The sequence below is a fragment of the Paenibacillus sp. 203 genome, from assembly GCF_037027525.1.
GTDB lineage: Bacteria > Bacillota > Bacilli > Paenibacillales > Paenibacillaceae > Paenibacillus > Paenibacillus polymyxa_B.
Map to the genome: position 1 here is coordinate 323,186 of NZ_JAXCHD010000007.1, position 12,903 is coordinate 336,088.

At 44.5% G+C, this 12,903-nt stretch carries 15 protein-coding genes; 8 read left to right on the plus strand and 7 right to left on the minus strand.

Going from position 1 to position 12,903, the window contains the following annotated elements; translation table 11 throughout:
- Positions 1-37 precede the first annotated feature (37 nt).
- The 7 genes from WA407_RS18310 (at position 38) to WA407_RS18340 (ending at position 5,623) form a co-directional block, all read left to right on the plus strand.
- Positions 38-649, plus strand: coding sequence for a pyridoxamine 5'-phosphate oxidase family protein (locus WA407_RS18310; protein WP_235307192.1), 612 nt, complete (start codon positions 38-40; stop codon positions 647-649).
- A 200-nt stretch (positions 650-849) separates the two neighbouring features.
- A complete protein-coding gene (locus WA407_RS18315) occupies positions 850-1,434 on the plus strand; it encodes a TetR/AcrR family transcriptional regulator (RefSeq protein ID WP_061831285.1) in 585 nt (194 codons plus the stop codon).
- Between the two features lie 113 nt (positions 1,435-1,547).
- Positions 1,548-1,649 (plus strand): hypothetical protein, encoded by a 102-nt coding sequence (locus WA407_RS18320; RefSeq protein ID WP_014599460.1) that lies wholly within the window; start codon positions 1,548-1,550, stop codon positions 1,647-1,649.
- A 350-nt stretch (positions 1,650-1,999) separates the two neighbouring features.
- A complete protein-coding gene (locus WA407_RS18325; protein ID WP_336077974.1) occupies positions 2,000-2,455 on the plus strand; it encodes a MerR family transcriptional regulator in 456 nt (151 codons plus the stop codon).
- Between the two features lie 40 nt (positions 2,456-2,495).
- On the plus strand, positions 2,496-3,707 hold the full coding sequence (locus WA407_RS18330) for an MFS transporter (RefSeq protein ID WP_235307194.1): 1,212 nt from the start codon (positions 2,496-2,498) through the stop codon (positions 3,705-3,707).
- Between the two features lie 27 nt (positions 3,708-3,734).
- A complete protein-coding gene (locus WA407_RS18335) occupies positions 3,735-4,163 on the plus strand; it encodes a universal stress protein (RefSeq protein ID WP_235307195.1) in 429 nt (142 codons plus the stop codon).
- Positions 4,164-4,204: 41 nt separating this feature from the next.
- A complete protein-coding gene (locus WA407_RS18340) occupies positions 4,205-5,623 on the plus strand; it encodes an aldehyde dehydrogenase family protein (RefSeq protein ID WP_336077975.1) in 1,419 nt (472 codons plus the stop codon).
- Positions 5,624-5,735: 112 nt separating this feature from the next.
- On the opposite strand, the gene WA407_RS18345 is transcribed toward WA407_RS18340, so the two are convergent.
- The 4 genes from WA407_RS18345 to WA407_RS18360 all read right to left on the minus strand — a co-directional run bounded on the left by WA407_RS18345 (position 5,736) and on the right by WA407_RS18360 (position 8,286).
- Positions 5,736-6,530, minus strand: a complete 795-nt coding sequence (locus tag WA407_RS18345; protein WP_336077976.1) for an SDR family oxidoreductase — start codon at positions 6,528-6,530, stop codon at positions 5,736-5,738.
- A gap of 84 nt (positions 6,531-6,614) precedes the next feature.
- Positions 6,615-6,902: a DUF1330 domain-containing protein gene (locus WA407_RS18350; protein ID WP_235307198.1), complete on the minus strand. Its 288-nt coding sequence runs from the start codon at positions 6,900-6,902 to the stop codon at positions 6,615-6,617.
- A 33-nt stretch (positions 6,903-6,935) separates the two neighbouring features.
- Complete coding sequence (locus tag WA407_RS18355) at positions 6,936-7,286, minus strand: nuclear transport factor 2 family protein (protein WP_235307199.1); 351 nt, start codon at positions 7,284-7,286, stop codon at positions 6,936-6,938.
- 88 nt (positions 7,287-7,374) lie between these two features.
- Complete coding sequence (locus WA407_RS18360) at positions 7,375-8,286, minus strand: helix-turn-helix transcriptional regulator (protein WP_235307200.1); 912 nt, start codon at positions 8,284-8,286, stop codon at positions 7,375-7,377.
- A 413-nt stretch (positions 8,287-8,699) separates the two neighbouring features.
- Between WA407_RS18360 and WA407_RS18365 the strand changes: the two genes are divergently transcribed.
- Positions 8,700-9,266, plus strand: coding sequence for an NAD(P)H-dependent oxidoreductase (locus WA407_RS18365; RefSeq protein ID WP_165178962.1), 567 nt, complete (start codon positions 8,700-8,702; stop codon positions 9,264-9,266).
- A 178-nt stretch (positions 9,267-9,444) separates the two neighbouring features.
- Here the strand turns inward: WA407_RS18365 and WA407_RS18370 are convergent, their stop codons facing one another.
- The 3 genes from WA407_RS18370 to WA407_RS18380 form a co-directional block, all read right to left on the minus strand.
- Positions 9,445-9,993, minus strand: a complete 549-nt coding sequence (locus tag WA407_RS18370) for a hypothetical protein (protein WP_336077977.1) — start codon at positions 9,991-9,993, stop codon at positions 9,445-9,447.
- A 238-nt stretch (positions 9,994-10,231) separates the two neighbouring features.
- Positions 10,232-11,122 (minus strand): DMT family transporter, encoded by an 891-nt coding sequence (locus tag WA407_RS18375; RefSeq protein WP_235307201.1) that lies wholly within the window; start codon positions 11,120-11,122, stop codon positions 10,232-10,234.
- 697 nt (positions 11,123-11,819) lie between these two features.
- Entirely contained in the window at positions 11,820-12,884 is a 1,065-nt protein-coding gene (locus WA407_RS18380; RefSeq protein WP_336077978.1) for an NAD(P)-dependent alcohol dehydrogenase, read from the minus strand.
- Positions 12,885-12,903: the final 19 nt, after the last annotated feature.

Sequence of the window (12,903 nt, forward strand, 5' to 3'; positions counted from 1 at the left end):
ATGTATCATTGGTCAATAGATGGAAGGAGAGTTCAATGTGAGAAGAAAAGAATTTACGGTGGCAGAACAAGAGGAAATAGAGCAGTTTCTGAGCGAGGTCAGTTTCGGATTTTTAGGCATGAACAGCGAGGATGGTTTTCCGCGTGTGGTTCCCTTGAATTTCGCTTATGGAAACGGCGTTTTTTATATTCATGGCAGCCGTGCTGGAGAAAAGATGGAACGGATGAAAGAGGATAATCGGGTTACTTTTTCAGCTGCCAAAGAATATGCGCTCATTCCGTCTTATTTTACGGATGAACATATGGCATGTCCTGCGACATCATTTTTTAAAAGTATTACCGTGCGTGGTCATGCGGAGCATGTAGTGGATTTGGAAGAAAAAGCATCGGCCTTTTCCATTTTTATGAGTAAGCTGCAACCGGAAGGCGGGTATGATACGATTGATGCCAGCGATTCTCGGTATGCTTCACGCTTGAAAGGGGTCGCTCTGATCAAAATTGTACCAGAGGAATGGACTGCCAAGTTTAAATTCGGTCAAAATGTCAAAGGTCAGGAACGTCAGCAGATTATCGACGGCTTGCAACAACGGGGGCTGGATGATGATCTGACAACGATTGAGATGATGCGCAAATATTGTCCTCATCACTGAGCGTAATAAATTCCTGCTCGCTCACCATCAGATTGGTTAATTATACCTTGTAGGCAGATGCCCTAGATTTTCCAAAACTTTCAGTCCTTCTGTATTAGGACTTTTGAAGGACAGGTATATATCATCCTCAAGCCCATTGTTCTTACTGCAAAGGAACTTTATAATACGATAGATTTGTGGCGTAAGGGGGCAAGACCGTGATGAGAGCAGGAGTCAGAAGTCGGGAAAGTCGAAGGTTGTTACTGGAAGCGGGGGCTGAAGAGTTCGCTCAGACGGGGTTTTATCAGACTAAGGTAAGTTCGATCGCGGCACGTGCAGGATTAACGCAGCCGGATTTTTATATTCATTTTGAAAGCAAGGAACAAATGTATGAGGAGCTTGTGGAGAGCTTTCGTACTTTGGTGAATGATACGGTACAAAGCATGAAGATTGGCCCAGACCAAAGCGAGGCTGAAATTTTGAGACGGGGACAAGTGTTTCTGGAAGCTATTTTTCGCGTGTTGTCTAACAATCCAGCGATCACTCGTGTCGGATTTTACCAGGCGGCAGACTCGGTGCGCATTAAGGCGGAAATGGCCGAGCATATTAAAAAGCATCTGCTGGCGGCGCAACGATGGGGCTCCTGCCGTGAGGAACTGGACCCTGAACTGACAGCAGAATGCGTGATCGGCTTGATTGAACGGCTGACGTTAACTAAATTACTACCTGGACGTGAAAGTCCATCTGTGCTTGCCAAGCAGGCACGAAACCTCCTGTATCACGGCATGCTCGGGTCCGAAGAATAACAGGACTATACAATCCCAACCTAGATTTGGGCGGCAGGCGCGGCATTTGTCCCTATCATGAATGATGGCATAAGCATAAGATGCTTTTGTAAACCATGAAGGGAGGAATCACCATGTCTGGAGTAGGTGCTGGTTATGGAGCTTTTACATCTACAGGAGCGATTCTGGTACTTTTCATTCTGCTCGTTATTATTTCCAAAGCATTCGTCATCTAATTCGTAGCTCATGAATCTGATTTCGGGCGATTTGTTGTAATCGACAGAGGGAGGAGGAACTTAAGATGGGTGAAGTAGAAAGAGGTTGCGGTGGCGGTGGCTACAACATGTTTACTTCCACTGGTGTTATTCTGGTACTCTTCATTTTGTTGGTTATCATCACACGTACCATTTTCATCTAAAGCGATATTCATGGGCTTGAGCACCGATGCTCGGGTCTATGACCGTGCAAGCCAAACTAGGAACCGTCTCCAATAGAGGCGGTTTCTTTTTTATATAAAAGTTTACGTTGACGTTAACGTTATAGAGTCGTAGTATTTATATATAATCTTTTTCATAAGGTGGGTGTCATGGTTACGTATAAAATTGATGAGGTCGCCAAGCAAAGTGGTCTGACGAAGCGAACCATTCGTTATTATGAGGAAATCGGCTTATTGCCCTCTCCGCAGCGCAGTGAAGGGAATATGCGCCTGTATTCGCAGGAGGATGTGGATTTACTAAAAAAAATAGTGAGTGCCAAGGAAGTACTTGGATTCTCCTTGCAAGAGCTTCAGCGTTACATGTCCGCAGCGGAAATGCTTAAGGGTCAGCGGGAGGAATATCGCGAGCGAACAGAGCATTTGCAACCGAACGAGCGACGGGCCATGTTGGAGGATATGGAAAGTACATTGAACGAACAGTTGGAATTAATGGAGGGAAAAATCAACAGCATCCGTATGCTCCAGACTGAGCTGGTGGAGTTGCGGGTTAGGGTGCGTGAACGCAAGGTTCTTCTGGATGAAGAACTTGATCACGACCCATCATAACAAGAACATTTACATTCAGATGTGGAGGTAACATCATAATATGAGTTCACAACATGCATTACCTGAAGAGTTAAAAGAACGCTCAGGCTTGCTGTCTCAACCGAAAGCGGTATGGGCAGTCGCCTTTGCTTGTGTTATTTCATTTATGGGTCTAGGATTGGTCGATCCGATTCTTCCGGCCATTGCCGATCAGCTTCATGCTACGAAAAGCCAGGTTTCATTGCTGTTCACCAGCTATAATCTGGTAACAGGCGTTGCGATGCTGATTACGGGCGTTGTATCTAGTCGATTGGGTGTCAAATGGACACTACTAACCGGGATTTTGTTTATTATTGTGTTTGCCGGACTGGGCGGCACGGCCAATACAGTTGGCGGAATTGTGGGTTACCGGGCAGGCTGGGGTTTGGGGAACGCTTTGTTTATCGCAACAGCGTTGTCTGCGATTGTAGGTCTGTCCACTTCTGGAACAGCTAAAGCAATTATTTTGTATGAAGCGGCCTTGGGCCTTGGGATTTCAGTGGGGCCGTTGCTGGGCGGTGAGTTAGGTTCCATTTCCTGGCGTGGTCCGTTTTTCGGTGTAGCCGGACTGATGGTGGTGGGATTTTTGTTCATTACGTTTATGCTGCCTTCGATTCCAAAGCCCAAAAAACGCGGTTCCATTACCGATCCCTTCAAAGCGCTCAGTTATCCGGCTTTGCTCACGCTCGGTATTGTAGCGTTATTATATAACTTTGGATTTTTTACGTTGATGGCGTATTCTCCATATGTTATGAATCTGGACGAGCATGGTTTAGGTTATGTGTTTTTTGGTTGGGGAATTATGCTGGCCTTTACCTCGGTGTTTGTAGCACCGAAGATTCAAGCACGCTTGAGCGTGGTATCTTCCATTAGTATCATGCTGACGCTGTTTGCCATTGATTTAGGTGTTATGGCGATTGGGACGATAGCTGGTTCGCCAACGACTGTCATTGTCGCCGTCATTGTAGCTGGTATTTTTCTGGGAATTAACAATACATTGATTACAACTGCTGTTATGCAGGCTGCTCCAGTGGAGCGCTCGACAGCATCTGCGGCCTACAGCTTCATGCGGTTTTTGGGCGGGGCAATTTCGCCGTGGCTTGCAGGGAAGCTGTCAGAGTGGTACTCAGCAGAAACCCCGTTTTATTTTGGAGCATTGATGGTACTGATTGGTGTAGCTGTGCTGATCGTACGTCGTCGACATATGCAGGATATTCAAGTGGATGCACACTAAAATTGGACTTCTGAGGAGGAACAGAGTATGAGCGAGTACAAACATATTCTAGTTGCGATTGACGGTTCGGAACACGCGATGAAGGCGTTGGAGACAGCCAAAACGTTGTCTAAGCAGCTTCAGGGGAATCCGCATCTGACTGTATTGCATGTAAACCCGGCTTTATCCATGAATGAGCCGCCGGTTGGGGTTGATGTGGATGAGCGGATTGAAGAGGAAGGTCGTCATATCTTAGAACCTGCATCCGACTATTTGAAGGACCAGGGTATATCTTACCGTATGCTGGCGGGTCACGGTGATCCGGCCAGTGTCATTTGCGAAAGTGCAAAGCAGGAAAAGACGGATTTGATCATTATGGGGACGCGGGGCAAAGGACTTGTTTCCGAAATGATACTGGGTAGTGTGAGCCATCAGGTGATTCAGCATGCACCTTGTCCGGTGTTGACGGTAAAATAGATGGTAAAAGAACGTTGATATCCAGAGAAGGAGGGAAAAGCATGCAGCAACATTTATTTATTGGTGGAGAATGGAAAGCTGCTTCATCGTACACGACGTTGAAATCACCGTATTCCGGGGAAATCATTGCTGAGGTGGCAGAGGCCACGTCAGAGGATGCCAAGGCTGCTATTCAAGCGGCCTCTGATGCACGCTCGGAGATGCGGGCCATGCCAGCGCACCAGCGGTCAGCCATTTTGGAGAAGCTGGCTAACCTGCTGGAAGAGCGGCGTGAGGATGCAGCGCGCATCATTGCACGTGAAGCCTCAAAACCATGGAAGGCTGCGCTGACGGAGGTTGATCGGACGGTGCAAACCTACAAGTTCGCAGCTGAAGAAGCCAAACGGATTCACGGGGAAACCATTCCGCTGGATGCTGCACCGGGCGGCGAGGGCCGTATGGCCTACACGCTCAAAGAACCAGTAGGAGTAGTCGGAGCTATTACACCATTTAACTTCCCGATGAATCTGGTCGCTCATAAAGTGGGTCCCGCGCTGGCAGCAGGCAATACGGTCGTATTAAAGCCTGCGGAGCAGACGCCGTTGTCGGCTTACTTGATTGCGGAGCTGCTGGAGCAGGCTGGATTGCCTGCGGGCGCTCTTAACGTGATCAGCGGCGATGGTAAAACCATTGGCGACGTACTTGTCACTGATCCGCGCGTCAGCTATATCACTTTTACCGGTAGCCCGGCGGTCGGTACAGAAATTCGCTCCAAGGCTGGCTTGAAGCGGGTCACGCTGGAGCTGGGTTCCAACGCGGCCGTTATTATCGACCGTGATACGGATGTGGACGCGGTCATCGACCGTTGTGTGAGTGGAGCCTTTGCCAATCAGGGGCAGGTATGTATCTCAGTTCAGCGTATTTACGTTGCTGATGAGCTGTATGATACCTTTGTATCCCGTTTTATAGAAGCAACTCAACGTTTAAAAATTGGAGATCCGCTAGAGCCGGACACGGATGTATCCGCGCTTATTTCAGCCAAGGATGTCGAACGAGTCCGTGAGTGGCTGGAAGAAGCGGTTCAAGCAGGCGCAAGGATCGCTCTGGGTGGCCAAGCCAAGGGAGGTATTTTGGAGCCGACGGTTTTGCTTAATGTGGACCCGACTGCCAAGGTGTCCTGTCGTGAAGTGTTTGCCCCGCTTGTGCTGATTCATTCTGTTAGCTCTATAGATGAAGCTGTAAACCATGTGAATAATTCGATTTATGGCCTGCAGGCGGGAATTTACACGCGTGATATTACGACCGCGCTGGATGCAGCGGACAAGCTTGAGGTTGGCGGCGTGGTAATTAATGACATTCCAAGCTTCCGTGTTGACCATATGCCGTATGGTGGTGTGAAGCAAAGCGGCACTGGACGCGAAGGCGTAAAGTACGCCATGGAAGAGATGCTGGAAACAAAGCTGGTCGTTATTAAACGGTAGTAGTTATATAAAAGCCTATCTGATGGACAAAGATAATACGTTTTGCGTATGTCTGCTCATTAGAGGGCTTTTTTTTTCACCTTTTGCGCGATTTTCAGATGAAAATAAAGTTTTAGACCGTTGGAACTGTTCCACCGTCAATATTATATTCACTTCCTGTAATTGAAGCGGCCCGGTCGGATACCAGAAAAGCAACAAGCTCAGCGACTTCTTCTGGTAGTCCTGGACGACCAATTGGAATTCCTCCCAACGAGTCCATCAGTTGCTTTAATGCACTTTCTCGGTCACCTGTCGTTTCAGCAATCCGATCAATCAAACTTTGTGCTGCCTTCGTTTCGATAAAGCCTGGCGCAACTGTATTAATACGAATGCCTTGAGGCGAAAACTGCTTGGATAACCCTTTGCTGTAAGTAGTTAAAGCTGCTTTGGCTGCAGCATAGGCCAATGTTGCATCATATAGCGGCAAGCGACGTTGAATAGATGAAATATGAATTATAACACCGGAACCCTTTTCCACCATAGCCGGCAGCAGTCCACGGTCTAAACGGACGGCAGCAAACAGATTGGCGTTAAAAGTTTGCTGCCAATGCTCGTCTGTCAAGATAAGAGCTCCCCCGGATGGGGCTGACGAGCCTCCAACATTGTTGACAAGAATATCTACACCGCTTAGGCGCTCAAGAACACTGTTTACTACTTTATCTACACCTTCAGGCGTACTAATATCGGCTGGAATAAACAGGTCTGGATTTTCTAAATTAGCTGGAGTAGTTCGAGCCGTAGTTATTACGGTAGCACCTGCAGCTGTAAGTCGCTTAGCAATAGCTTCTCCCATTCCTTTGGTACCGCCTGTGACCAAGGCCCTTTTGCCTTTAAACTCACTTAAAATGCTTTCTAATTGAAAACTCATGCGAATAATTCCTCCTAAATTCTACAATGTGGTTGAGAAATACCTCTAGGTATCTCCACTTCGAGTTCACTTGTCTTGCGAACCTTACACACTATCGACAATGACACCCCGGTACCGCCCTCCGCGCAGTCGATGTTTTAGGGCTTTTTGATAGGCTGGACTAAAGTACCAAGCTTGTGCTTCCTCAAAAGTGGGAAATTCCAAGATGGCCAGCCCTTCAATAGCGGGTCCTTCGAGAACTTGGTATGCGCCATACATTGCTAGGGGGTTGACGGAATGTCCCGCCAAACCTGCCGGTGCCAACTCAGAATAGAGTTGGAGTTCAGTTTGATCGGTACTCTGTTCACGTATAAAAACAACATAAGCGGGCATATTCGTTGTCCCTTTCTTATTTTTTTAATACCTTTATGGAAGTGTAATAATCAGTTCTTTAATTTTATTGTTGTTTACTAGAAATTGATGTTTAAGTAGGAGTGGATCGGGGAGATTTGATTTATCAAAGTCTCCGTCTACTTTCGCAATTATGACGATGGTATTATTACTGTCATCCATATCCACGATCTCAAAGGTGACATTCGGCTCCGATATTTCTGCTTCACACCATGATTTTATGGCTTCCATACCTTTGATTTCGCGATGATTATCCAAGATCAACGCATCTTTATCGAAAGCGGAAGTAAGTACTTCAAGCTGGGATTTATTCGCTGATGTAAAGTAAGTTTCTACTGCGGGTGGCATGGTTCTATGTGGATTCATTGATCCTTCAACCTCCTATGGTGAGTATGTTGTGAGCGATAACTTCAAACTCATCATAGCAGTAATAATATGACTACATGGTGTCATATTATAGAGGGCCATTTAAATTTCTTTTCATCGTTTCTAAATGAGACAATATTCTTGTACGTACTTGTTCGGGGCTAACCTCTATAAGGAGGGGACCAAAGGACAGCAGATAACTGTCCAGCCAATTGCCTACAGGAAATTGTGCTGTGACGGTATAAGAGCCGTCTTCCTTCTGAGTAATGGTTTTCTCGGCAAATTCATCGTATACGCGGTAAGCTCCTTGAGCAGAAATGTGAAGAGTTACTTCAATGGTATGAAGCAAGTCGTTCATCTTTGTATCTGTAGATGCTACGACTGTTCTTGGCTCATAACTAATTTCGGTAACTGCAATCTCTTTCATTCGGCTAATCTTAAATACACGATGACTTTCCGTATTTAAACAGTAACCTTCCACATACCAGGATTTATCTTTAAACAAGAGCTTGGCAGGTTCGACGCTACGATAACTCTGTTCCCCGGCGACGTTATAATAGCGGAACTTTATAACACGGTTTGTGATTATTGCGTTGCGTATAAGAGTGAATAGCTGTCTCTGGCTGTTTTGGCTTCCCCATGGCGAAAAATCTACTTCGATCCAGTTTCCCATGTCTTTTTTAAAAAGCCTACTCAACTTGTTTAGCACTTCTTCTACCTGTGGGATGGTAGCTGTAGCCACACTCTGAAGTGCCATTAAGATATCATCTTGTTCCTGCTCGGACAGTAAAGAGGTGTTAAAGACATAACCCTCCATCAATGATATTCCGCCCCCCTTGCCTCTACTGCTGTAGATGGGAATCCCAGCTGCGCTTAAGGTATCTATGTCCCGATAAATCGTTCGTGTGGAAACCTCAAAATGCTCTGCCAATTCATCAGCAGTCACCTTTTTCTTATGGAGTAACATATAAACGATTTCAAAATGTCTGCTTAACGGCATACGCTTCACCTCTCTCGGTAGCATACACCTTATAACATGACATTATAAAGTCATATTAAGTGATTGCTCTACATCACACCCTAATGGGCATCAACTGGGGGACTTTATTTTCTTTGAACAGCGATAATAACACTGCCTTGGGATCAGATCTTTAAATAATCTTTTTGACAAGTTGAACAAAAAGCACTTGCAAAGTAAAAAGGAATAAACTATACTGAGGCCATTCATTAGTAATTGATCAATCACTAACTGAATTAACAAGCAACGGAGGTGATATTCATGAGCAGGATACCGCTCAAGTTTACTGAAGTATCTTTATCGGAACTATGGATTGAGCATATTCAGTTAATTGAAGGAGTACGAAGTTAAGTAATTGATCAATCACTTATTTTAAAGTAAATGGAGGAGAGAACATGAAGCATCTTATTATTTACGCACACCCATCCGAGGGAAGCTTTAATCATGCAATTTTGACCACAGCAGTCGAGGGGCTGAAGCAAAAAGGACATGATGTGGTTGTTCGTGATCTATATGCAATCAACTTTCAACCTGTGATTAGCAGCAGCGAGGTCATTGAAGGAATCGGAGAAGATGTTGTACGGGAACAGGAATTTTTGCAATGGGCAGAGGTAATCACCCTTATTTATCCGATTTGGTGGACGGGGATGCCAGCCATTATGAAAGGGTATATAGACCGCGTATTCTCTTACGGATTTGCTTATAAATATGTAAATGGAGTGCAGATGGGATTACTCAAGGGTAAGAAAGCCATTATCCTCAATACGCAAGGAAAATCACATGCGGAATATGCCAGCAATGGCATGGATCAAGCCCTTCGTTTGACGTCTGACAAAGGCATATTTGAATATTGCGGACTTGATATCATGTATCATCTATTTTTCGAGTCGGTACCCCAATCTGATGAAAATACGCGTAAGAAGTGGCTTCGCCAGATTGCAGACATGGCCAGCAAAGCCTAATATTTATGTTCAGAGCCAGAGGATTAAGCATTAGGGGAATCGAAGTAGCCAGTGGCTAACACCAAAAGGCATCGCGTGCATCTTCAGGCGATGCCTTTTGGGTTGGTCCAATATTGAATGTGTTCCAATCGACACTCGCTCATGGCAAGCATCAATTTGCCATACTAAGGGTTAGGCATTAGTTTTTCCGATTTTTCCGATTGACGCTACGAGATCCACTGGAAGGCCACTGTGACCCACCACCTTGACCACCGCTTTGACCATGAGGGGGCCACCATTGTGAGCCACCACCCTGATGACCGCCGCCTTGATTATGAGGAGGCCACCACTGTGAGCCACCACCTTGATGACCGCCGCCTTGATTATGAGGAGGCCACCACTGTGAGCCACTACCCTGATGACCACCGCCTTGATTATGAGGAGGCCAATGCGATCCACCGCCTTGACCGCCGCCCTGACCACCGCTTTGTCCTGCAATAGAAGGCATACTTGGATAAGGGCCTTGTGCCTGACTGATTTGAGTAACATCAATATAAGACTGTGTCCCATTAGGATATAGCACTAACATTGATTTATTAGTGGGATCTACGCTTTTTACGAAAGCAACGATCTGTTGACCATTCACAGTAAATATTCCCCATAGATTAACAAAATTACTCACTTCAGTAGTGGTTGCAAAATGTGGTTGTAACGACCCCATCGAACGATGAGAAGAATGTTTAGTCAAGGTGTGTATCTCCCCTTTAAATTGAATTTTGTGACATCATATGTGTAAACGTACTCGTTGGAATGGGCAATGTTCCTACAAGATATTTTCTTGAAAAATTCATTGTCCTAAAAAAGTACAAAAAGCAGCATTTTTGCAACGATTCCTATTGTCAGCCCGTTAATTAAAAAAGGCAGCCCATCCCTTCTGGACGGCTGCCTTTAATTATTTTTGAAGTTGACTTCAATAAAATGAGAGGTTACTCATTTTTAGTTCTATAAGGATATTTTATTTTTAGGCTTACTTCACTAATAAATGTTGATCCCAGTAGCAGGATAGCGCCGAATATTTGAAATAACGTCATACTTTCGCCTATCACAAGTGCTGAAATCAATAATGAGGTTAGGGGATCTACATAACTTAATATAGCGATGCTTTGACCACCTAGTCCTTTCATTCCGGAAAAGAATAAGTAGAACCCCACACCTGCATGCAGGATACCTAGTATCAAAATAAGGATAACGGAATTGTCTGATAACTGATATATTCCTAATTTCTCTTGAGTAATAAAAAGAACAGGAATCAAGAATATCGATGATAATAATAGTTGTACAATCGTGATTTCTAGTCCATTCATATTCCTAATGAATTTGTTGGTCAAAGTCAGGATTGCATAAAAAGTTGCTGCAATAAGTCCATATACGATACCAATCAAATGATTGCCGTCTTCTCCGTTACTCGCGCTCTGTAAAATTAAAATCAACCCGAAAAGGGCAGCACAGGCGCATAAACATTTTTTTAGGGAGAGCTTTTCTTTAAGCACAATAGGTGACATACCTATTACCAAAACAGGAGCGAAATAGTAACTTAAAGCGGCATTAGCGATTGTTGTTTCCTTGTAAGACTGAAAGAGAAAGACCCAATTTAAGCTCAAGGCGATGCTTGCAAGTAATAATGCAAGAGCATTCTTTTTTATGTTAGGCCAATATACTCTATTCTTGGTTATGATGGAGATTCCGAACAATAACAAACCGCCAATCAGACTCATGAATAAAGCTATTTCAATTGAACTCAAATCGATATACTTTGCAAACACGCCAACTGCACCGAAAATCACCATAGACAAAACAAAATATAATTTTTCTTTCATTTATTTTCCCGCTTTCTACTAATATGATGGTTAGACTGACAGGATATAGTCTACTCTTGCATACAGTAGAATCTATGGAAAAGGAACATCAAACTTCATGTAGATACCTTCACAGTAGATCCTACTGTTGTGGTTCTACTGGGGGGGCTATAAAATTATACATTTGTATCCTCCTTCAACAGTGGATTCATTCTTATAAGTCCTAGCATGTTTTTTTAGTATAACACACGAAATTCAACTTAATTACGCTATAAAATACCATTTATCTATCCCGTTAATCTCCCCGATAATTTAATGAATTGCAGCCGAAAATTTTGCACATACACGGAGATGGATCGTTACAGAATTATTCATTCTTCGATGTCATCAGCGGTAATGAAATACGAGGACAGACATATCTATCGCATCAAGATCATCATCCGGCTTTAACATGTGCAATCACTGAGATTGCGCATAGTCTAAATATTCAGCAGCTTTTTTAAATCCTCTTATTAAAGGTTATAAGATGACGAAGCTCAATGTAACAACCGCATTTAGACAACAACGATTATTTTATAGATGAAAAAGCCGTTAAATAGCGGCTTCTAGGTGTATCAATTCAGATCATCCGATAGTACTTAAAGCCAGACCCATGAAGAGAAGAGGGTATCCTTAACCGGATATCCTCTTCCGTCCTATTTACTATTTCCAGTAAATTTTATTCATTTGGGTATACAACGACCTTCAAACATTCGCTTTTATAGTTTAGTGCACGCTCCATTGCTTCATAGGTTTGCTCCAATGGATATTTATCAGTGATTAGTACCTTAGCGTCAATACTACCTGACGAAAGGAATTCAATCCCCTTCGGATAGGTGTTGGCGTAGCGGAAAACACCGTAAATATCTATCTCGTTATCCGCTATGAAAGGAACATTGAAAGGAATATCCGCCTGTGCAGGAAGACCGACAATTGCCATCTTGCCTCCGCGTGCCAAACTACCAAGTGCAGATTGGAGTGCTTTAGGATTACCTGCAGTCTCCCAAGCTGTATCTACACCATGACCGTTAGTGATTTGTTTAATTTCTTTCTCCGCATCCTGTTCCAACACATTGATGGTATGTGTAGCTCCCATCTTCTTGGCAGCTTCAAGGCGGAGAGGCTCAAGATCGGTTACAATGATTGTCGAAGCACCATAAGATTTAGCAGCGGCTACAGCCATCAAACCGACAGGTCCCATACCCATAATTGCAATAGAAGATCCAGGCTGCAATTGGGAGCGGGCAGCCGCATGGATGCCTACCGAGAATGGTTCAACCAGAGCCGCCTCCTCGTAGGTCAGGTTATCAGGGATCTGGAATACAAAATCCTCTCGCATTTTAAGATATTGAACAAAGGCCCCATCAAACGGAGGGGTTGCCAGAAACTCTACCTTAGGACACAAATTATATCTGCCAGACTTGCAGGCCTCACATTTGCCACAGGTCACGCCCGGTTCAACCGCCACGCGGTCTGCGACCTTGAAGCGACTTACATTGGATCCAACAGCCACGATATCCCCAGAACATTCATGTCCGAGAATGAACGGTTTCTCTACGACATAGTTACCGATTCGTCCATGCGTATAATAGTGCAAATCAGAGCCGCAGATGCCAACGGCTATTACTTTTATCAGCACTTCATCTGGACCGATCTCTGGTACAGGAACTTCTTCTATCTTGATTTCGCGAGTACTATGCATAACAGCAGCCTTCATTGTTTGGGGTACTTGATAGTTTGTCATAGATTACAACCCTTTCTGT